Source organism: Wenzhouxiangella limi (genome assembly GCF_010499265.1).
GTDB classification, from domain to species: domain Bacteria; phylum Pseudomonadota; class Gammaproteobacteria; order Xanthomonadales; family Wenzhouxiangellaceae; genus Wenzhouxiangella; species Wenzhouxiangella limi.
On record NZ_JAAGSC010000042.1, the window covers coordinates 93,008 to 112,919 of the forward strand.

General features: G+C 65.3%; 19 protein-coding genes. 9 read left to right on the forward strand and 10 right to left on the reverse strand.

All coding sequences use genetic code 11. The features are described 5' to 3' along the window. Positions 1-10: 10 nt before the first annotated feature. Positions 11-334 carry an ArsR/SmtB family transcription factor gene (locus tag G3I74_RS11420; RefSeq protein WP_164211740.1) on the forward strand — a complete coding sequence of 108 codons (324 nt, stop codon included), beginning with the start codon at positions 11-13 and terminating at the stop codon, positions 332-334. A gap of 261 nt (positions 335-595) precedes the next feature. Here G3I74_RS11420 and G3I74_RS11425 read toward each other — a convergent pair whose 3' ends face one another. Next, on the reverse strand, positions 596-2,080 hold the full coding sequence (locus G3I74_RS11425; RefSeq protein WP_164211741.1) for a helicase HerA-like domain-containing protein: 1,485 nt from the start codon (positions 2,078-2,080) through the stop codon (positions 596-598). Positions 2,081-2,183: 103 nt separating this feature from the next. Here G3I74_RS11425 and G3I74_RS11430 point away from each other — a divergent pair, with 103 nt between their 5' ends. From G3I74_RS11430 to G3I74_RS11440, 3 genes are all read left to right on the forward strand, one after another. After that, positions 2,184-2,387, forward strand: coding sequence for a YgaP family membrane protein (locus tag G3I74_RS11430; RefSeq protein ID WP_164211742.1), 204 nt, complete (start codon positions 2,184-2,186; stop codon positions 2,385-2,387). Between the two features lie 32 nt (positions 2,388-2,419). Continuing rightward, complete coding sequence (locus G3I74_RS11435) at positions 2,420-2,950, forward strand: DsrE family protein (RefSeq protein ID WP_164211743.1); 531 nt, start codon at positions 2,420-2,422, stop codon at positions 2,948-2,950. Positions 2,951-3,118: 168 nt separating this feature from the next. Next, positions 3,119-4,222, forward strand: coding sequence for a Glu/Leu/Phe/Val dehydrogenase (locus tag G3I74_RS11440; protein ID WP_164211744.1), 1,104 nt, complete (start codon positions 3,119-3,121; stop codon positions 4,220-4,222). 107 nt (positions 4,223-4,329) lie between these two features. On the opposite strand, the gene G3I74_RS11445 is transcribed toward G3I74_RS11440, so the two are convergent. The 8 genes from G3I74_RS11445 to G3I74_RS11480 all read right to left on the reverse strand — a co-directional run bounded on the left by G3I74_RS11445 (position 4,330) and on the right by G3I74_RS11480 (position 14,477). Next, a complete protein-coding gene (locus tag G3I74_RS11445) occupies positions 4,330-6,024 on the reverse strand; it encodes a hypothetical protein (protein ID WP_164211745.1) in 1,695 nt (564 codons plus the stop codon). A gap of 150 nt (positions 6,025-6,174) precedes the next feature. After that, positions 6,175-9,351, reverse strand: a complete 3,177-nt coding sequence (locus tag G3I74_RS11450) for a TonB-dependent receptor (RefSeq protein ID WP_164211746.1) — start codon at positions 9,349-9,351, stop codon at positions 6,175-6,177. A gap of 8 nt (positions 9,352-9,359) precedes the next feature. Continuing rightward, complete coding sequence (locus G3I74_RS11455) at positions 9,360-10,535, reverse strand: tetratricopeptide repeat protein (protein ID WP_164211747.1); 1,176 nt, start codon at positions 10,533-10,535, stop codon at positions 9,360-9,362. A gap of 20 nt (positions 10,536-10,555) precedes the next feature. After that, on the reverse strand, positions 10,556-11,188 hold the full coding sequence (locus G3I74_RS11460) for an energy transducer TonB (RefSeq protein ID WP_164211748.1): 633 nt from the start codon (positions 11,186-11,188) through the stop codon (positions 10,556-10,558). Positions 11,189-11,213: 25 nt separating this feature from the next. Continuing rightward, complete coding sequence (locus tag G3I74_RS11465; RefSeq protein WP_164211749.1) at positions 11,214-11,624, reverse strand: ExbD/TolR family protein; 411 nt, start codon at positions 11,622-11,624, stop codon at positions 11,214-11,216. Continuing rightward, positions 11,621-12,229, reverse strand: coding sequence for a MotA/TolQ/ExbB proton channel family protein (locus G3I74_RS11470; protein ID WP_164211750.1), 609 nt, complete (start codon positions 12,227-12,229; stop codon positions 11,621-11,623). The genes G3I74_RS11465 and G3I74_RS11470 overlap by 4 nt, the downstream gene beginning before the upstream one ends. Continuing rightward, entirely contained in the window at positions 12,229-13,692 is a 1,464-nt protein-coding gene (locus G3I74_RS11475; RefSeq protein WP_164211751.1) for a MotA/TolQ/ExbB proton channel family protein, read from the reverse strand. The genes G3I74_RS11470 and G3I74_RS11475 overlap by 1 nt, the downstream gene beginning before the upstream one ends. Before the next feature lie 2 nt (positions 13,693-13,694). After that, positions 13,695-14,477, reverse strand: coding sequence for a DUF3450 family protein (locus G3I74_RS11480; protein ID WP_164211752.1), 783 nt, complete (start codon positions 14,475-14,477; stop codon positions 13,695-13,697). Between the two features lie 168 nt (positions 14,478-14,645). On the opposite strand from G3I74_RS11480, the gene G3I74_RS11485 reads away from it, so the two are divergent. Then, entirely contained in the window at positions 14,646-15,794 is a 1,149-nt protein-coding gene (locus G3I74_RS11485) for an acyl-CoA dehydrogenase family protein (RefSeq protein WP_164211753.1), read from the forward strand. Between the two features lie 16 nt (positions 15,795-15,810). Here G3I74_RS11485 and G3I74_RS11490 read toward each other — a convergent pair whose 3' ends face one another. Next, entirely contained in the window at positions 15,811-16,389 is a 579-nt protein-coding gene (locus G3I74_RS11490) for a Uma2 family endonuclease (RefSeq protein ID WP_164211754.1), read from the reverse strand. A gap of 201 nt (positions 16,390-16,590) precedes the next feature. Here G3I74_RS11490 and G3I74_RS11495 point away from each other — a divergent pair, with 201 nt between their 5' ends. The 4 genes from G3I74_RS11495 to G3I74_RS11510 are packed head-to-tail and all read left to right on the forward strand — an operon-like array spanning position 16,591 to position 19,889. After that, the gene (locus tag G3I74_RS11495; protein ID WP_164211755.1) at positions 16,591-17,760 is read left to right on the forward strand and encodes a thiolase family protein; all 1,170 of its coding nucleotides are present in this window, start codon (positions 16,591-16,593) and stop codon (positions 17,758-17,760) included. A 14-nt stretch (positions 17,761-17,774) separates the two neighbouring features. Then, complete coding sequence (locus tag G3I74_RS11500; protein ID WP_164211756.1) at positions 17,775-18,671, forward strand: hydroxymethylglutaryl-CoA lyase; 897 nt, start codon at positions 17,775-17,777, stop codon at positions 18,669-18,671. Positions 18,672-18,710: 39 nt separating this feature from the next. After that, positions 18,711-19,481 carry an SDR family NAD(P)-dependent oxidoreductase gene (locus tag G3I74_RS11505; protein WP_164211757.1) on the forward strand — a complete coding sequence of 257 codons (771 nt, stop codon included), beginning with the start codon at positions 18,711-18,713 and terminating at the stop codon, positions 19,479-19,481. Between the two features lie 6 nt (positions 19,482-19,487). Further along, the gene (locus G3I74_RS11510; protein ID WP_164211758.1) at positions 19,488-19,889 is read left to right on the forward strand and encodes a hypothetical protein; all 402 of its coding nucleotides are present in this window, start codon (positions 19,488-19,490) and stop codon (positions 19,887-19,889) included. The last annotated feature ends 23 nt before the right edge of the window (positions 19,890-19,912 follow it).

Below are 19,912 nucleotides of genomic sequence, written 5' to 3' on the forward strand. Positions count from 1 at the left end.
CGTTACAACAATGAACAACTTTCCCAAGCCCCCGCCGGAGGAAATGGCAGAGCATGCCGAGCAGGCCGCGCAGTTTCTCAAACTGATGGCCAACCCGCATCGGCTGATGATTCTCTGCCACCTTCTGGACAAGGAATTTTCGGTTGGCGAACTCAACGAGCACCTGCCGCTGAGCCAGTCTGCGCTGTCCCAGCACCTGGCGGTGCTGCGCAACGCGAGTCTGGTCACCACCCGGCGCGATCAGCAGGTGATCTACTACTCGCTGGCCAGCAATGAGGTGCGCGGCGTGATGGGCGAGCTCTACAACCAGTTCTGTCGCCCGCACTGCGGCTAGTGGGCCATGCGGCTAATTAGGTAACGCTCAGCCGTCGCACAAGCGTTGTGGGCAAGGCGCGCGAGCGCAGGACTGGCCGTCGCCAATTCAAGCGAGTGGAACGCAGCCCACGGCGCTTGTGCGGCGGCCCTGCGGGAGCCACTGTGCTGGCGCGACTCGGCGTTGCGTTCCTTGGCAAGGGCTGGCCATTCCCTGCGGAACGCGCCTTGATTCGCGCCAGCACAGTGACTCTGAGCGCTACCTAATTAGCCGCATGGCCCACTAGCGTTTCTTCCCAAACAGGATCCCCATCAGGTTGCGCGAAAGTTCGCGGCCGATGGTGTTGCCCACCGTGCGCATGGTGGACTTGAGGAAGGCCTCGCCGGTCGACTGACGGCGCGAAGAGCGCTGACGCGGCGGCGATTCCGCATCGCGCCGGGCCTTTTCGGCCGCGGCCCGCTCGGCCTGCTCCTGCGCCGCCTCGGCGGCGGCTTCGGCCTGCTGCTGCAAGACCTCGTAGGCCGACTCGCGGTCCAGGGTGGTGTCGTACTTGGCCCCCACCGGGCTGCGCGCGCGTACCTGGGCGCGTTCCTGTTCGTCAAGCGGCCCCATGCGGCAGCGCGGCGGTGAAATCAGGGTCTTCTCCACCGGCTGCGGAATCCCCTTCTCGCCCAGGGTCGAGACCAGCGCCTCGCCCACGCCCAGCGTCGTGATGGCGCCGACCACGTCCAGCCCGGGCCGGGGCACGAAAGTCTCGGCGGCGGCACGAACGGCCTTCTGGTCCCTGGGGGTGAAGGCGCGCAGCGCGTGCTGGACGCGGTTGCCCAGCTGGCCCAGGATCTCGTCGGGCACATCGTCGGGATTTTGCGAACAGAAGTACACGCCCACGCCCTTGGAGCGGATCAGGCGCACGACCTGCTCGACGCGCTGCAGCAGCGCCGGCGGGGCGTCGTCGAACAGCAGATGGGCCTCGTCGAACACAAACACCAGTTTGGGTTTGTCGGGATCACCGACCTCGGGCAGCTGCTCGAACAGCTCGGACAAAAGCCACAGGAGAAAGGTCGAGTACAGCCGGGGCTTGAGGATCAGGCGTTCGGCCGAGAGCAGGTTGATCACGCCGCGCCCGGACAAGTCGGTGCGCATCAGGTCGGCCAGCTCCAGCGCCGGTTCGGCAAAGAAATGCTCGGCGCCGTCGGCCTCCAGGCTCAGCAGGCGGCGCTGGATGGCGCCGATCGAGGCGGTGTTGACCAGGCCAAAGCGGGTGCTGACCTCCTGACGGTTTTCGGCCACATGGTGGAGCAGCGCGCGCAGGTCTTTCAGATCCAGCAGCAGCATCCCGGCCTCGTCGGCGACCCGGAAAACCACGTTGAGCACGCCCTCCTGGGTGTCGTTGAGGCCGAGCATGCGCGCCAGCAGGGTCGGACCGATCTGGGTGACCGTAGCGCGCACCGGATGCCCGGCCTCACCCCACAGGTCCCAGAACACCACCGGGCTGGGCTCGGGCCGGTAGCCCTCGATGCCGATGCGCTCGACGCGCTCATCGATCTTGGGGTGCGGCGTGCCGGGCGCGGCCAGGCCTGAGACATCGCCCTTGGCGTCGGCCATGAACACCGGCACCCCCATGCGCGAGAATCCTTCGGCCAGCACCAGCAGGGTGACGGTCTTGCCGGTGCCGGTGGCGCCGGCGACCAGACCGTGACGATTGGCGTATTGCCCGGCCAGATGAACCGGATGTTCGCCTTTACCGAGCAGGATGGAGTCAGTCATGACAGGATAGTAGCGTAATCAACGCCATCCGGCTGGTTGCTTTTATATTAGTAAGTCCTTATTCTTTGGACTGCATCCGCACTTTCATTTCAAGGATCCGACCATGAATATTGACCGTTTCGTTTTCGCATTTGCCGGCGTGATCATCCTGATCAGCCTCGGGCTTTCCCAGGTTCACAGCGTTCACTGGCTCTGGCTGACCGCCTTTGTCGGCCTGAACATGCTCCAGGCGGCATTTACCGGCTTCTGCCCGCTGGCCAAGATCCTCAAGGCCGCCGGCGGCAAGCCGGGTCACGCTTTCGAGTGACCGCCTTACCCTTTTCGCTCCAAGGAGATCTCATGAACCGTTCCGCTTCCCTGCTGATTCGTACGCTGGCGATCGCCGTGCTGGCGCTGATGCTCGCCGCCCCCGCCCTGGCCGACCACCATCGCGGCGGTGACGATCCGGACCGTGAACGCGGTGAACACCACGGCCAGCGCGGCCATCACGGCGGCGGCATGGGCGGCGGACGCGAACACCGCCTGTTCGTGACCGTCACCGCCAGCGCCACCCAGGACCGCGCGATGCCACTGACGCTGGCCAACAAGGCGCTCGACCAGGGCCTGGAAGTGCGCGTGCTGCTGTGCGGTGACGGCGCCGAACTGGCCCTGGCCGACTACCAGGCCGAGCGCTTCGACCCACCCGGCGTGACCCCGAAAGACCTGCTCGGACGGCTGCTGAGCAATGGCGCCACCGTGGAGGTCTGCGCCATTTTCCTGCCCAACACCGACTACGACGAAGACGATCTGACCGACGGCATCGGCGTCGGCGCGCCGGATGATGTCGCCGAATACATGATGGGGCCAAGGACGCGGATCTTCTCGAACTGAACATCGCTGAAACCTTCCGCCCTGCCGATTCCGCTAGACTAGAAAGGTTGCGTCGCCCGGCCGCTTGGTCGCGCCGGGGGGCGCTTTTCCTTATTCCGGCCGGTTCTTCGGGGTTCCGGCCCAGTCTTGAGCCTGCGACACAGAAGCGCGGGCGCCGGAGGTCTTAGCATGAATCTGTTTGAAATCATCGACACGACCGAGCACGAGCAGGTCGTGTTCTGCCACAACAAGGATGCCGGGCTCAAGGGCATCATCGCCATCCACAACACCACCCTGGGCCCGGCCCTGGGCGGCTTGCGCATGTGGCCCTACGCCACCGAGCAGGAGGCGCTGGAAGACGTGCTCAGGCTTTCGCGCGGGATGAGCTACAAGGCCGCCGTGGCCGGCCTGAACCTGGGCGGCGGCAAGTCGGTGCTGATCGGCGACCCGCGCAAGGACAAGTCCGAGGCGCTGTTTCGCTCGTTCGGCCGCTTTATCGAGTCGCTGCACGGGCGCTACATCACCGCCGAGGACGTCGGCATCGACGTCAACGACATGGAATACGTGTTCCAGGAAACCGACAACTGCGTTGGCGTCCACCAGGTCCACGGCGGCTCGGGCGACCCGTCGCCGTTTACCGCCTTCGGCACGCTGCAGGGCATCCGCGCCTCGCTCTCGCGCCGCTTCAACGACGAGGAAGTCGGCAACTACAGCTACGCCGTCCAGGGCGTGGGCCACGTTGGCTTCGAGTTGGTCAAGCTGCTGCGTGCCCAGAATGCAAAAGTGTTCGTCACCGACATCAACGAAGACGCCGTCGCCCAGGCCGTGGATTTAGGCTGCGAAGCGGTAAGCCTGGACGATATCTACGAGGTCGACGCCGACGTGTTCTGCCCGACCGCGCTGGGCGCGGTGGTCAACGAGCGTACCCTGCCCCGCTTTCGCTTCAAGATCGTGTGCGGCGCGGCCAACAACCAACTGGCCACGGAGGAGTGCGGCAACGAGCTCGAGGAGCGCGGCATCCTTTACGCGCCCGATTACGCGGTCAACGCCGGCGGCCTGATGAACGTCTCGATCGAGTTCGAAGGCTACAACCGCGAACGCGCCAAGCGCATGATGCGCACGATTTATTACAACGTCTCCAAGATCTTCCAGATCGCCCAGCGCGACGGCATCCCGACCTGGAAAGCCGCCGACCGCATGGCCGAGGAACGCATCGCTACCATCGGCAAACTCAAGCTGCCCTTCATGGGCCGCTCGCATCGCTTCCCGGGGCGGGAGCGGGGGAATCAGTAGGATTTCTCCCAGCAAAGAAACAATCGGTATAAAAAACGCCGCGGCAAAGAACCGCGGCGTTTTTTATTGGCTTGCCGTAAAGACAAAAGCCAGGTTGTAAGCAGAGCTTACGGCAGGTCACGGTCCAGGCCGACGGTCCAGCCGGCCGTCCAGTCGGCTTCAGCGCTCGGGATGGCCCCGGCGTAGTCGACGTTGTCAAAGAACGCATCAGTGAACGGCACAGCACCAATTCCGATGGCCGGAGAACCAGGCATGGGCGCGTAGTTCTGGAGCATCGGGTCGACTTCCAGGTTTTTGGTCTGTCCGAGAACGAAGTCAGACACCAGGAACGGGTCGCCGTCTTCGTTGGCAAACGTGCCATCATCGCAACCAAACAGGATGTTGTTGGTGAACGTCAGGTTGTCGGCGTTGTTAAAGGTGGATTCCTGGTCGATATCCAGGCATTCATCACCGAACCCGGTCACGATGGAATTGGCCAGATCGACCCCGGTCCCTTCACGAATCAGCCAACCGATATCAGCGTTCGGCGAACCAATAAACGTCCCGTTGGCGATCTTCGGCAGGGCGCGCGGCAGGGAGTCATTGGCATCACCGTTGTTGTCGGCTTCAATGCCCTGGTCACCGTCGTCGAGGTACTGCTTGATAACTGCATACTGCACGTTGCCCTGCCAACCCTGGGTCCAGTCGATGCTGTCATCACCGATACCCGTCAGGACCAGGTAGCGCGCGTTGACGGTGCCACCGTAGAACTCGATACCATCGTCTTCGTTCAGGTGAACCTGAATGAACTCAAAGGTCGTAGCATCACCCACACCCTGCAGGGCGATACCGTTGAGTTCGTCTTCCTCGTTGAAGGCGATGCCCGCGTTGGAGACGATCAGGTAGCGCATCACGCCGCTGTTGTCGTGTGGATCGTTACCACCGTAGGTGCCGGAGTTTCCTTCGCCTTGAGCGGTGCAGGGCTCTGTGCCTTCCGGGCATCCGTTGATCGGGGCACGGCCATTAATCACCAGACCACCCCACTCACGACGATCCTCGGCCAGGAAGCCGCGCATGATGATCGGGTTTTCCGGCGTGCCTTCGGCGAAAATCTTGCCGCCCTGTGAGACGATAAAGGTGTCGGTATTCCCCTCGGTACCACCGACGATCTCAGTGTTGGGCTCGATCGTGACCGAACCGCCATCACCAACAAAGAACTGGCCTTGAACAAGCCAGGTCGTCTCGTTGGTCAGGGTGATGTCGTTTGTTACCGGATCGCCTCCGCCAATGATGCAAGATCCCTCCAGCGGGCCAGCGGTGGCAAAATCGGGGCAGCTTTCGAATACTTCATCAACGACGCAGTTATCGCCCTTGAGGTTGGTCAGCGTATCGATGGTGCCAGATCCGTCAACGCCGTCGTACTCGAGTACGGCATTGTTGCAGCTGTTGAACTTCAGCGTCGCGGTGCCCCAAGGGTCGGACTGAGGGCTGCCCGGAGCGGGGTCGAACGCGCCACCGCTGAACTCAAAAAAGGTCAGCTCTGCTGTATTGGTCGCCGGATCGATCTTGGCCTGCTCGGAAATCAACCAGACCGGTGCGCCGTCGCGATAGGTGAACCACTGAACGAGAGCGGCGGGAGCGAAATCACCGGCTACTTCAGCATTTTCATAAATATCGATGATCATGCCGCGCGCGACGTTGGTCTCGAGGGTCTCGGCCCAGTTTCCACTGAACGTATCGTTCACTACAAAAGCGTGCGCAGAGCCGGCCAGTGCGGTGCCGACCGCAAGCGCGAGCGCGTTACGGGTCAAATTTTTCAACATGCTGAAATTCCTCTTGGATGAGCGTCAACTGCCTAGGAAATATTGCTAGCGCTTCAGCGCCAGTCGCTGACAGACTCTAGAGGTCGGAGATTGCAATACCGTGACCTGCGCATTTCAGATCCATTACAGCGCGTCGATCATCAACCCGGATCAAAGAAAATCGTAACTGAGACCCAGCCCCAGCGTGCGGCCATTGCCGTAGCGCTGGGTGGTTTCCGGCCCCTGCTTGATTTCGAATCTGTCGTCAAGCAAGTTGCCGAACTTGGCGCTGAACGCCCAATGATCCCTCCAGCGCCAGCGCAACACGAAGTCCAGCGCGCCCTGGCCCTGCTCGATCTTGTCGGGTGCACCCAGCACCCCGACTTCGGCAATCCGCTCGCCGACGAAGTTGTAGAGCAGGGTCGCCTCGATACCCAGATCGGGGCGGTCGTAGCCGACCTGGAAGTTTATGATCAGCGGCGACTGTCCCTGGAGTTCGCGCGAGGTCGACGTCAGTATCCCGCGGTCATCCGGATTGATGGTGATCTCTGAGTCGATGATCGAAACGTTGCCCGCCATGTAGAACGGGTCGAATACCTCATCCCAGCCAAGCCAACGGTCCAGGAACCCGAGCGTCTTGCGACCCTCCAGCTCGATTCCGAAGTTCTCCGCTTCTTTGGCGTTGGCGTAGGTCAGTAGCTGGCTTACGCCGGGCTGCACCGTCAGTTCGATCGGTTGCTGGATGAGCTTGTAAAACGCGCCGATGGAAACCAATTCACCTGGCTCGGGATAAAACTCCCAGCGGATATCGGCGTGCTGAACGTCGGAGGAGACCAAGTCGGGATTCCCTACCACCTCGCGTTTGAGGATGGGATCGGTAAACGGCGAGTCAGAAAGCTCCTTGAAATCCGGACGGATAATGGTTTTGGCGTAGCTCAGGCGCAGCTGCTGGCGATCGCTGATCAGCCAGGTCAGCGAGGCGGCCGGGAACAAGTCAGTATCGGCAAGATCGGACTCAGACTCCAGCGTATCGGGTTCAAACAGGCTGAAGGTTCGGACATTCTGTCGCCAGTCCTCGACACGCGCGCCGCCAGAGAGACGAATCCGTTCAGCGAACGTCACATCGAGACTGCCGTAGAAGGCGTCGACGTCGAGAAAAGCAGCATAGGTATCGCTGTTGCGGGTGACCTCCTGCAACAGGACACCGCCGGGACCGATGTTCTCCGGAGTCAGGATGTCTTCGAGTTGCTGTCGACGGCGCTCCTCCTGCGTGAGGTTGGAAATCCCCTCCCAAGTGAACCGACGGATGATCGAATCACGCTCTTTTTCCAGTACGCGGAAACCGCCGCTGAGCTCGCCGTCGATCAGCCCGCCAAAGGAGAACGGAACGAACACATCTGCACCGACGTCGACGGCGGAGTCATCGAGTTGGGTGTAGCGCCGAATATTGGAATCCGCGCGCCTGGAGAAGATCAAACCGGCTAAATCATCAGGATCATAGCGGTAGCGGCGCTGATCTGGCGTATCAAGTGATGCGGCCGAATCGGAGTAATCCCATTCAAACCGTGTACCGTTGAGAAACGGAAACACATGACTTCCCTGAACCTGGTAAGTCATCAACTCCCGCTCCTCCCATTCCAGCTCATTGATTCGAATATCGCCGTCCTCATCGAGGTTGAACCCGGTCTGACGCGAAGTCTCATCCTCGGTCTGGCGCAGCCGCATCCAGGTCAGGTCGATCTCATGCAGGTCCTGGTAGTTGATCCCGCCGGTGAGAAAGCCGCTCAGCCCGATGGTGCGGGTTGTGCGCTCGATGGTATAGTCATCGTTGCTGCGCAGGCTGCCGTCGCCCAGGGGGATGAACGTGCGGCGCAATTCGGAACGGTTACGCCAAGAGTCGTCCCAGAGCAGCGACCCGGTGAGGCCGGCGTTCCAGTCGGGGCCGAACTCGAGCAGCTTGCCGCCCTCGATCGATACGCCTCGATCTGGGCCCATTTCCTTTTCGTTGATGTCGTAAATATTGGAAAAGGATTCTCCCAGCGCTTCCAGCTGCTCGGGCGTGAGCCCGTCGGGCGTGAACGGCGACTGCTGCGGCGGCAGCTTGGTGCCGCCGGCAACGATCTCGGCCACCGGCTCGGGCAGCGAGCGGGTGCCGTCGTCGAAACCGCTCCAGTCGCGGCCACCGCCGTCGTAAGTCAGCCCGTCATCAAAGGTCGTTCCGTCGCGCAAGCCCGCCGACAGGCCGACCGAAAAGAAATCCTCCTCCGGGATACCGCGGGTGCGGACCTCGACCACGCCGCCCCCGAAGTCACCGGGCATGTCGGGCGAATAACCCTTCTGGACCAGGATGGAGCGGATCACCCCGGTGGGGAAAAGGTCCAGCGGCACGACCTTGCGGGTGGGGTCGGGGCTGGGCACGTTGGCGCCGTTGACCAGGGTCGAGGAATAGCGCTCGCCCAAGCCCCGGATGTAGATGAACTGACCGTCGACCAGGGTCAGCCCGGTCACCCGCGACAGCGCGCTGCCGACATCGCTGTCGCCAGAGCGCGAGATCTGCTCGCCGCCGAGCACGTTGGCCACGCTGGCGGTGCGCCGCTGTTCGTCGATGACCGCGGTCAGGCTGCCCTCGATAAACGGCTCGATGACCACGAACTCGGCCAGTTCCAGCCCGGCCGGCGGGATTTCGAAGTCGCGCTCGGTCTCTGCGTCGGCGGCCACGCTGACGCCGCGCACGGTGCGGGTGGCGAACGCGCTGTGCAGCACCGAAATGGCGTATTCGCCGGCATCGACTTCCAGACGGTAGAAGCCATCGTCGTCGGTGCGGCCTTCGACCGGCGTGCCGCTGACGAAGATCCGCGCCCCGGCCACCGGTGCGCCGTCCTCGGTCGAGACCACCCGGCCCAGCAACACCCCGCTGCCGGCCTCGCCGCCGGCGCTGGGCTCATCGGCCGCGCGCGGCATGACGTCGCGCTCGTGCGAGCTTTCCATGCTGACCATCGCGCGGCGCTCATCACCGGTCAGGGTGACGATGAGCTGCAGGCTTTCTCCGGGTTCCAGGCTCAGTGGCAGCCCCAGCAGCGGCAGGCCACGGTCGCGCACCTCCAGCCGACCGGTGCCCGGGGAGACCCGGCCGCGCCAGGCACCGTCGACGTTGGTGCTGCCGCGAACCTCGCGCAGCTCGACGGTCAGATCGGCCACCGGGCGGCCGCGCTCAAACACGAACAGGCCAACGCGGGCCGGGTTGTCGGCGCTTGGTTCTTCCTGGGCCGGCGCCGCGGACGGCAATACGGCGGCAAGCACCATCGCCGTGATCAACATCATCGCCGCCGGCCAACTCAAGCGCTGCATGGGCCCGACTATCCGCATTGCCAGGGCTCGGCGGCGCACTGCTCCATCGCCCGGCGCAGCTCGATCGCCTTGCGGAACAGGTCATCGCCGGTCAGGCCGGCCAGGTGACGTTCGGCGTTTTCGTATTCGCCGGTCTTGAAGTAGGCGAACGCCAAGGCGTAGCGGATTTCCTCGTGGTTCAACAGGCCGGTGCGAAACAGGGTTTCTTCCATCGCCGCGGCCTGGTCGAAGCGTTCAAGCTCCAGCAGGATGGCCAGGCGCTGGCGGAACTTCTTGGGCTGGTCGATGACCTGGCCGTTGAGCATCAGCGCCTTGATCAGCCAGCCCGAGCGCCGGTACAGTTCGGCCGCCTCGATGACCAGCTCGGGATCGCGGCGACCGGCGGCGTGGATCAGGTCGGCCGCCGGCAGGACCTGCTCGCGCGCCAGCCAGGTGTGAGCCAGCACGCGGGTCAGCTGGATGTCGTCGGCGTCGTTCAGGCGCGCCACCTCCAGCACCCGCAGGGCCTCGTCGAACTGCCCGGCCTGGCGCAGCGCGTTGCCGATGGCCACGGCGTCTTCGGTGGCTGCGCGGTGCTGGTCGAGAAAGGCCAGCCCGATCTCGGCGGCCTGCTGGTACAGGCCGAGATCGACCAGCCAGAACACCTGGCGCCGGGTGAACTCGCCGGCGCGATCCGGGAAGCGCTGGACGCCGGCGGCCAGGACCTGCCAGGCCGACTCGACCTGGCCCAGTTCCCAGTGCGACTGGGCGCGCATCAGATAGACCGACGGCAGTTCGGTGGTCTCGGCCGAAGCGCGATCGAGCGAGCGCAGCACGCCGGCGTAGTCTTCCTGGCCGAAATAGGCCTGGGCCAGGTACAGCCAGATCACCTCGGGCACCGGCTCGTCGCGCTCGGCGGCGGCTTCGGCCACCTGCTCGAAGGCGGCGGCGGCGCGCGGCAGCTCATCGAGGTTGAGCGCCACCAGGCCTTCCAGCGAGTAATAACGCATGCGGTCCAGGCCTTCGTCGTCGGTATCGACGCCGGCCAGGACGGTGCGGGCGCGCTCAAAGTTGCCGTCGCCGATCAGCAGCGCGGCCAGCGCCAGGCGGTCGACGTCGTCGGCCGGCGCCTCGGCCTGCTCCTCGGCCGCCACCGGAATCGCCAGCACCATCCAGGCGGCGAGCAAAAGGATTCTGAAACTCATTCGACGGCGCTCCCCGCAGCTCACGACAGATCGAAGCGGATGCTTTGCCGCGCCCAGACCCGGACATTGCGGCCTTGGTACTGGGCCGGCTCGAAGCGCCAGCTGCGCACCCCCTCGACGGCGTTCTGGTCGAACAAACCCGGGGGGTTGGATTCCAGCACTTCGACCTGCTCGATCTCGCCGGTCTCGCTGATCAGCAGCGACAGCACGACGTAGCCCTCCACCCCCTGCTTGCGCGCAGACGATGGATAGGGGATGGGTTCGCGGTGGCGCGGCCGCGGCGGCATATCGACCGAATCGTCGGTCATGATCACGTCGCGGGTATCGCCCAGCAGGTCGTCGCGCAGGCTGCCCAGATCGTCGCCGCTGATGCCGGGAATACCCAGATCGATCCCGCCCAGCGAGGTGTCGAGGTTGGCCAGCGGCGGATTGGGGTTGCGGCTGCGGCGCGGTGGCGGCGGCTCCTGGCGCTGGACCCGCGGCGGCGGCGGCTGCGACTCGCGCTCGATCTGGAAGCTGGTCTGCTTGTCGAGCTCGCGCGCGTCGGGGCCCTGGGCGAGGCGGTTGATGACCAGCAGCGCGCCGATGATGACGACCGAGCCGAACACCATGAAGGCCAGCCCGAAGCCCAGTTTTCTCAAGTTGGTCGGCATGCGATAGCTCCTGCTTTAGGTTCCATCAGCCCCGGCCGGCCTCGGCCACGGTCGCCACGCCGACATCGCCCGCGCCGGCGCGCCGGGCCTGGTCGACGACCTCGACCAGCCGGCCCGAGGGCACGTCTTCGTCGGTGACCACCAGGATCTGCTCCGAGCCCGAGGACTGCATCATTTCGCGCAGGCGGCTCTGGATCACCCACAGCCGGATCGGCTGACCGTCCAGGAAGGTATCGCCGTTGCTGTCGATGTAGAGCCGGATGGCCTTGGTCGAGGCGACCTCGGCGCTGCTCGCGGCCGGGCGCTCCAGGTCCAGGTTCATGTCCCGCACGAAAGTCGTCGAGACCATGAAAAAGATCAGCAGAATGAACACCATGTCGATCAGCGGCGAGATGTCGACCCGCTGTTCTTCTTCCTGACGTGCGCGGTATCTCATGCGGTTGTTCCCGGTGTGGAGCGCGAGCAGAGGATGTCTTTGACCTGGGCGAGTTCCAGGCGAATCATGTCGGCGCGACGGTTGAGCAGGCCGCCGATGATCAGCCCCGGAATGGCCACGGCCAGGCCCATCTGGGTGGTGAACAGGGCCTGGGAAATGCCGCCGGCGATGCCGCCGGACTGGGCAAACAGCGACATGTCGGCCAGCGAATCGAAGGTCTCGATCATGCCGACCACGGTGCCGAGCAGGCCCATCAGCGGGGCCACGGCGACGATCACCATGATCAGCTTGTGGAAGCGTCGCACGTCGCGCTCCAGCGGCCAGAAGGCATCGTCGAGCAGGCGCCTGAGGTTGGCTCCGCCGCGGCGGGCCAGCGGGATACCGTCGGCCAGCGCTTTCTCGATGACCCCGCGCGGCGCGTGGTCCAGCCCGTCGGGGTATTTCTCGATGATGGCGCGCACGCTTCTGACGTTGCCGCGCTTGAGGGCGGCAAAGCGGTAGCCGATGGCAAACCACAGCACCAGGGTTGAGACCACCAGCGGCGGCATGACGTAGCCGCCGACCTCGAAGTAGAACCGCAGGTCGTTGAGCAGACCGTCGAACATCAGGCCGGCGCGGGCTGACCCGGCTCGCGGGCCTCGCTGTACTGGTTGGACACGCGCAGCGCGGCCTGCTCCATGTCATCCTTGATGCGCTCGGCCCAGCTTGACAGCAGCGTGCCCAGCAGCAGGGTCGGGATGGCCACGATCAGGCCCATCTCGGTGGTCACCAGGGCAATGGAGATGCCGCCGGAGAGCAGCTTGGGATCGCCGGTGCCGAACTCGGTGATCACGTCAAAGGTCGAGATCATGCCGGTCACCGTTCCGAGCAGGCCCAGCAGCGGCGCGACCGCGGCAATCACCATGATGAATGCACCCAGCCGGTTGAGGTGGCTGCTTTCGTGCAGGATGGCCTCGGAGACGATGTCTTCGAGGTGCTCGCGGTTGCGGTCCAGGTTGCGGATGGCGGTGGCGACCACGCGCGCGGTCGCGCCGTGGCGTTTATCGAGCACGGCCAGCGCGCCTTCGCGGTCGCGCCGGCGGATGTGGCCTTCGACGCGGTCGACGACCCGGCCGGTCGAGCGTCCGGCGCGCCACAGAAAGATCGCGCGCAGCAGCACCAGCAGCAGCGCCACCATGCCGAGGCCGAAGATGATCCAGCCGATCACCCCGCCCTGGGCGACCTTGTCGAACAGGCCGCGCTCGGTCGAGTGCTCGACTTCGGTGCGCAGGTTTTCGTAGATGAAAATCGGCAGCGGATCGACGGTCTGGCCGGCGGCCAGCGCGCGCGCGGCCTCGGCCGAGGTCTCGTTCCATAATTTCAGCTCGCCCTCGCCGGCCGGGGCCAGTACGCCGGCGCCGCGCTCGCTGATGCCATAGCTGGCCACGCGGCCGACGTGGACGATCTCGCCGCCCACGCGGGTGCCGTCGGCCAGGAAGAACTCGCCCGACTCGGCGCGAATGCGGCCGCGCTGGTCGAGTTCGCCGGCCACGGCGGCGAACAGGGCCTGGACATCGGCCTCGCGGGGAATACTGTCGCCTTCCAGCGCCGGGGCCTGGTAGCCGTCAACGGTGACCTCGGCCTGCTGGAAGGTTGCGGCCAGCAGGTTGACGTTTTCGCCGGCCGAGTCGACCGAGCGCTCGGCCTCGAACACCTGGTCTTCGAGCCGGTCGGCCTGGGCGGTCAGATCGATCAGCTCGCGCTCCAGCGCCTCGATATCGGCCTGCAGGCGGCTTTGCTCACGCTCGGCAGTGTCGGTAAAGGCCGCCAGCCGGCGCTCGAGGTCGGCCTTTTGCCCCTGCAGGAAGGCGAACTCGCGCTGGTAGGCCTGGCGCAGCGAGGGCGGTTGCTCGGCCACGGTCTGCCCATCCTGTTCGTCGGCCGTCTCTGCGCTTGGATCGTCGGACGGCGCTTCGGTCAGCGTCGGCTCTTCGGCCCGGGTTGCTTGCGGCTCGTCCTGGGCCAGGCCCATCCCCGCAGCCAGCAGCAGGCCCAGAGTGATAAAAATTCTCAGAGAGATGGCTTGCATGCTCAGGACTCCGGCCGGATGGCGGCGTTGGGCAGCTCGAAATACCCGGTGCGGATCTGCTTTTGCAGCGAGTCGAACAGGGTCTCGACCTGGCGCACAGCGGCGCGTTCCTGCAGCCGCTCGAAGCGCCACTGATCGCCGCTGCGGGTGACGTGGCCGAACTCGCCGTCGCGGGTGCGGAAGTACATCGCCACCGTGCCCAGGCGGGCGACGTCGGCCAGCAGGCGCTCCCCGTCGAGCTCGATGATCTGGCTGTGCAGGCCGTTCTCGCGGGTCAGGCGCAGCTCGTCTTCGTAGAAGCGCCAGATCTGGTTGATGGCGCGCGCCGGGGTCAGCGCGCCAGCGGCGATCCGGTCTTCGATCTCTTCGACGGCCTGCAGGCGCTCGCCGGGCTTGAACGGCAGCGAGGACTGGATGTGGAGCTTGAGATCGGCGATCGCGTCCTCGGCGATCGGCAGCAGGGCCTCGCCGGCAATCCCGGCCTCGCGGGCGCGCTCGCGGTTGCGCGCCAGGTCGGCCTGAAGCTGTTCCACGCGCAGGCGCTCGCGCCGCACCGTGGCCTCCTGGTCGCCTTTCTGCAGCGCCAGCGAGCTCATCTCGCCGCGGTGGCGATCCTGGGCCTGGTTGAGCTCGGCGTTGAGTTCCTCGACTTCGCCGCGCAGCCGGACCAGTTCCTCGGCCAGGGCTTCGAGATCGTCGTCGCCGTCGGCGGTGGGCTGGGCCGCCAGGCCGGTCGCCGCGAGCAGCGCGGCCATGATCAGCCCCCAGTGAACAATTCGCCTCACGATGGATACTCCGGAATAGCGCGTTGGAATCAAGACTCTCTATTGGGCCGGGAAAATACGAAGCGTTCATGTCAATGGAATTACAGAAATGTGACCGCTGCGGTCGGTGACGCCAAAAACCGGGGCCTGAACTACAATTGCAGGGTTATTTCTGACAACCGGAACCGCATGCAACTGCCCGAAGACATCGAACTGTTACGCGACACGGTGCGCCGCTTCGCCGCCGAGGCGATCGCCCCGCAGGCCGCCGCCATCGACCAGGCCAACGAATTCCCGCAGGCGCTGTGGCGTGAGCTCGGCGAGCTGGGCCTGCTCGGCATCACCATCCCGGGCGAGTACGGCGGCGCCGAGATGGGCTACCTGGCCCACCTGGTCGCCATGGAGGAAATTTCCCGGGCCTCGGCCTCGGTCGGTCTGTCCTACGGCGCCCACTCCAACCTGTGCACCGACAACCTGTGCCGCAACGGCACGCCCGCGCAGCGCGAGAAATACGTGCCGAAACTGGTCTCCGGCGAGTGGGTCGGGGCGCTGGCGATGTCCGAGCCCGGCGCCGGCTCCGACGTGGTCGGCTCCATGGCCTGCCGGGCCGAGCGCAAGGGCGATGTCTGGGTCGCCAACGGCTCGAAGATGTGGATCACCAACGGCCCGGAATGCGACGTTGCCGTGGTCTACATGCGCACCGCCGGCAAGGAAGCCGGCAGCCGCTGCATGACCGCCTTTATCGTCGAGAAGGACTTTGCCGGATTTGCCAGGGCCCAGAAGCTCGACAAGCTGGGCATGCGCGGCTCCAATACCTGCGAGCTGGTGTTCGACAACTGCGAGATCCCGGCCGAGAACGTGCTCGGCGAGGTCAACGAGGGCGTCAGGATCCTGATGTCGGGGCTTAACTCCGAGCGCCTGGTGCTCTCCGGCGGGCCGATCGGGATCATGCAGGCCGCGCTCAATGAGGTCCTGCCCTATATCCGCGAGCGCAAGCAGTTCGGCCGCACGCTGTCGGATTTCGGCCTGATGCAGGCCAAGGTCGGCGATCTCTACACCCTGCTGCAGTCCTCGCGCGGGTTTTCCTACCAGGTGGCTGCCGCTTACGACCAGGGCGAGCTGTCGCGGGTCGACGCCGCCGCCTGCCTGCTGCACGCCTCGCGCAGCGCGGTGACGGTCGCGCTGGAGGCCATCCAGGCCCTGGGCGGCAACGGCTACATCAACGAGTACCCCACCGGCCGCCTGCTCAGAGACGCCAAGCTCTACGACATCGGCGCCGGCACCAACGAAATCCGGCGCATGCTGATCGGGCGCGAGCTGGCCGAAGGCCGCGCCTAGGAGAACCCCTTAAGGATCAGTCTTCCAGCCGGGCCGTGACCCTGTCCCAGTCGATGGCGATCTCGGGCAGCTCGGCAACCGCGCTGACGCCCTCCAGCTCCTGGATCTCGGGTCGGCCGTAGCCGCCGTTGGCCAGGCGGTAGCGGGTCAGCATGCGGTCGGTGGGATGGACCAGCCAGACTTCGGCCACGCCCGAGCGTTCGTAGACGGCCAGCTTGCGGGTCTGGTCGTGGGCGGCGGTGGACGGCGAGAGCACCTCGACCACCCAGTCCGGCGCCCCGCGCAGGCCGGCCTCGTCGAGTTTGTCCCGATCGCGCACGACCAGCACGTCGGGCTGGACCACGGTGTCGATGTCGTCGTCGATCTCATTGCCCTTGGGCAGGCGGACGTCGAATGGGGCGACATAGGCTCGACAGGGCATGTCGGTCAAGGCGTTGGCGGCCTGACGAAAGATCTCCCCGACCATTTCCTGGTGCAGCCGGCCGGGCGCCGGCGACATCAGCCAGGCGGTGCCGTCGATCAGCTCGTAGCGCACATCTTCCGGCCAGGTCCGGTAGTCACCGTAGGTATAGCGCCGGTCGTCGCGTTGCTGCAAGGCCCTGGACCGCTCCTGTCTGCGAAGGCTACGTCCGGGATTCTATCGATGCTGCCCCGGACGTGCCAGCACCGAACCGATCCTTTAGCCCAGCGATCAAACCCGCTCATCACCAGGAGCACGCGCCGCGGGACGGCGGTGGTTGCACCGCCTTGAACCTGCGATAATGCCGGCGGGTTTCCAACCAGAGAGAGTGTGATCATGTCCGATGATGTCGTATTCGTTGCCGCTCGCCGTACCGCGATCGGTTCGTTCCAGGGCCAGTTCGCCCCGGTGAAATCACCCCAGCTGGGTTCGGCCGTGATCGGCTCGGTCATGACCGATGCCGGGGTAGCGGGCGACGACGTGTCCGAGGTGATCATGGGCTGCGTACTGCCGGCCGGCACCGGCCAGGCACCGGCGCGCCAGGCTGCACTGGGCGCCGACCTGCCGATGAGCGCCGGGGCCACCACCATCAACAAGGTCTGCGGCTCGGGGCTCAAGGCGGCCATGCTGGGCAGCGACCTGATCCGGGCCGGCAGCGCAGAGATCGTGGTCGCCGGCGGCATGGAATCCATGACCAACGCGCCGTATCTCATGGACCGCGGCCTGCGCATGGGCCATGTTCAGGCCCTCGATCACATGTTCTACGACGGCCTGCAAAACCCCTACGACGGCGCCATGATGGGCGGCTTTGCCGAGAAATGCGCGGCCAAGTACGAGTTCAGCCGCGAAGACCAGGACGCATTTTCCAGGGCCTCGGTCGAGCGCGCCACGGCAGCCATGAACAACGGCGCCTTCGCCGATGAAATCACGCCGGTGACGGTCAAGACCCGCAAGGGCGAAATCGAGATCACCGCCGACGAAGAGCCACCGCGCTGCAACATCGACAAGATGCCCTCGCTGCGCCCGGCGTTTGCCAAGGACGGCACCATCACCGCGGCCAGTTCCTCGAAGATCTCCGACGGCGCTGCGGCCTTCGTGATGATGAGCGCTACCGAGGCCGACAAGCGCGGCATCAAGCCCCTGGCTCGCGTGGTCGCCCACGCCACCCACAGCCACGAGCCGGAATGGTTCACCACCGCACCGGTCGGTGCGATCGCCAAATGCCTGGAGCGGGCCGGCTGGCGCGCCGACCAGGTCGACCTGTGGGAGATCAACGAGGCTTTCGCCACCGTGACCATGGCGGCGATGAAGGAACACGGCCTCGATCACGCCAGGGTCAACGTCAACGGCGGCGCCTGCGCCCTCGGCCACCCCATCGGCGCCAGCGGGGCGCGCATCCTGGTCACCCTGATCCATGCGCTGAAGGCGCGCGGCCTCAAGACCGGGGTCGCCTCGCTGTGCATCGGCGGCGGCGAAGGCGTGGCCATGGCCGTCGAACTGCTGTAGTTCGTTTGACGAGCGTGAGCGGTAATTTTGTCAAGCTGGTCGAGGTGGGTCCGCGCGACGGGCTGCAGAACGAGCCCTATACCGTGCCCACCTCGCTCAAGCTCGACCTGATCGATCGCCTCGGACGAACGGGCTTGAAGGTCATCGAGTCGACCAGCTTCGTCAGCGATCGGGCCATCCCGCAGATGGCCGACGCCGAGGACGTGATCGCCGGGCTTAAGCGACGCGCGGGCATTCGCTACCCGGCGCTGGTGCCCAACGAGCGCGGCTACGACCGCGCCCGCAGCGTCGGCGTCGACGAAGTCGCGCTGTTCACCGCCGCCTCGGAGGCTTTCAACCAGCACAACATCAACTGCACCATCGAAGAATCGCTGCGCCGTTTTGCGCCGGTGGTCCACCGGGCGCGCAACGACGGGGTGCGCGTGCGCGGCTACGTCTCGACCGTGCTCGGCTGCCCCTACCAGGGCCAGGTGCCGATCGCCGACGTGGTGCGGGTGGCCGAGGCGCTGTTCGAGGCCGGCTGCGAGGAGATTTCGCTGGGCGACACCATCGGCGTGGGCACCCCGCGCAAGGCTGCCGAAATGGTGCGCGCAGTCGGCGCCTCGATCCCGATCGCCCAGCTCGCCGTGCACTTTCACGATACCTACGGCCAGGCCCTGGCGAATATCATGACCTGCCTGGACCTGGGCGTGCGCGTGGTCGACAGTTCGGTCGCCGGGCTGGGCGGCTGCCCGTACGCGCGCGGGGCGACCGGCAACGTCGCCACCGAGGACGTGATCTACATGCTCGAAGGCGTCGGTATGGAGACCGGTATCGACCTGCTCGAAATGGCCCGCACCGGCGACTGGATTGCCGGCGAGCTGGGTCGACCGCGCTCGCGCGCCGGGCAGGCCGTGCTCAAGCGGCACTGAAGCAGCGCAATCCAACGCCAATTCAATCGAAGGAAAAGCATGCAGTTAGCATCCGTCAAGGCCGTCATCACCGGCGGCGTGTCCGGCCTGGGATTCGCGGTGGCGAAGCGACTGGTCGCTGCCGGCGCCCGGGTACGGCTGTTCGATATCGATGCCGAAAAGGCCCGGGCGGCGGTCGACGAACTGGGGCCGAATTCGGCCCGCTTCCTGGCCGTCGACGTCACCAGCGAGACGGCAGTAGCCGAAGCCGTCGGCCAGGCGGCCGCAGAGATGGACGGGCTGAACGTGGCGGTCAGCTGCGCCGGCATCCTCGGCGTCGGCCGCGTGCTGGGACGCGAGGGTCCAATGGCGCTGGATCGCTTTTCCGGGACGGTGATGGTCAACCTGATCGGCAGCTTCAACGTCGCCAAGGCCGCCGCTGAACGCATGCAGGGCAATGAGCCCGGCGAAGACGGCGAACGCGGGGTGATCATCAATACCGCCTCGATCGCTGCCTTCGAAGGCCAGATCGGCCAGGCGGCCTACGCGGCCTCCAAGGCCGGCGTGGTCGGCATGACCCTGCCGATGGCGCGCGAGTTTTCGCGCCTCGGCGTGCGCGTGATGGCGATTGCGCCGGGCGTGTTCCACACCCCGATGGTCGACGTCATGCCCGAGCCCGTGCAGCAGGCGCTGGCCGGGTCCATCCCGTTTCCCAAGCGCCTGGGTCGGTCGGACGAGTTCGCCGACCTGGCCGCCCACATCATCGAAAACCGCTATTTCAACGGCACCGTAATCCGACTGGACGGCGCCGTTCGCCTGGAGCCCAAGTAAGACATCATGCAGACTTTTTCCGAGATCGAAGAATACATCCGCGCGCACTACTCGGTGGTCCACGCCGAGCCGTTCATGCTGGCCGTAGAGGTCAAGGTCGGCGAACGCCATCAGGACATTTTCCTGGCCGAGCTGAAAAACAGCGACGAGCGCCGCTCACTGCGATTGGAGACCAACATCGCGCCGCTGCGCGAACACGACGCCGAAAAGTGCCTGCGCGTGAACCTGATGCTGCGTGTGGGCTACCTGGCCGTCGGCGATCTCGACGGCACGCCGTTCATCAAGCTCTGCCACAACCTCACTTACGACCTGCTCAACGAGGCCTCGCTGCGCTACGTCATCAACCACCTGGCCCTGCTCGGCGACAGCATCGAGGACACGCTGACCGGCGGCGAGGATCTGTTCTAACAAGAAATCATCCAGGGAGAAAC

Bases quoted from the DNA above. Each gene is read 5' to 3' on its own strand.
- G3I74_RS11430 (WP_164211742.1), top strand. From the start codon at position 2,184: ATGAATATTGACCGTTTCGTTTTCGCATTTGCCGGCGTGATCATCCTG.
- G3I74_RS11455 (WP_164211747.1), bottom strand. From the start codon at position 10,535: ATGAGTTTCAGAATCCTTTTGCTCGCCGCCTGGATGGTGCTGGCGATT.
- G3I74_RS11495 (WP_164211755.1), top strand. From the start codon at position 16,591: ATGTCCGATGATGTCGTATTCGTTGCCGCTCGCCGTACCGCGATCGGT.
- G3I74_RS11445 (WP_164211745.1), bottom strand. From the start codon at position 6,024: ATGTTGAAAAATTTGACCCGTAACGCGCTCGCGCTTGCGGTCGGCACC.
- G3I74_RS11420 (WP_164211740.1), top strand. From the start codon at position 11: ATGAACAACTTTCCCAAGCCCCCGCCGGAGGAAATGGCAGAGCATGCC.
- G3I74_RS11505 (WP_164211757.1), top strand. From the start codon at position 18,711: ATGCAGTTAGCATCCGTCAAGGCCGTCATCACCGGCGGCGTGTCCGGC.
- G3I74_RS11470 (WP_164211750.1), bottom strand. From the start codon at position 12,229: ATGTTCGACGGTCTGCTCAACGACCTGCGGTTCTACTTCGAGGTCGGC.
- G3I74_RS11475 (WP_164211751.1), bottom strand. From the start codon at position 13,692: ATGCAAGCCATCTCTCTGAGAATTTTTATCACTCTGGGCCTGCTGCTG.
- G3I74_RS11510 (WP_164211758.1), top strand. From the start codon at position 19,488: ATGCAGACTTTTTCCGAGATCGAAGAATACATCCGCGCGCACTACTCG.
- G3I74_RS11440 (WP_164211744.1), top strand. From the start codon at position 3,119: ATGAATCTGTTTGAAATCATCGACACGACCGAGCACGAGCAGGTCGTG.
- G3I74_RS11435 (WP_164211743.1), top strand. From the start codon at position 2,420: ATGAACCGTTCCGCTTCCCTGCTGATTCGTACGCTGGCGATCGCCGTG.
- G3I74_RS11450 (WP_164211746.1), bottom strand. From the start codon at position 9,351: ATGCAGCGCTTGAGTTGGCCGGCGGCGATGATGTTGATCACGGCGATG.
- G3I74_RS11425 (WP_164211741.1), bottom strand. From the start codon at position 2,080: ATGACTGACTCCATCCTGCTCGGTAAAGGCGAACATCCGGTTCATCTG.
- G3I74_RS11485 (WP_164211753.1), top strand. From the start codon at position 14,646: ATGCAACTGCCCGAAGACATCGAACTGTTACGCGACACGGTGCGCCGC.
- G3I74_RS11460 (WP_164211748.1), bottom strand. From the start codon at position 11,188: ATGCCGACCAACTTGAGAAAACTGGGCTTCGGGCTGGCCTTCATGGTG.
- G3I74_RS11465 (WP_164211749.1), bottom strand. From the start codon at position 11,624: ATGAGATACCGCGCACGTCAGGAAGAAGAACAGCGGGTCGACATCTCG.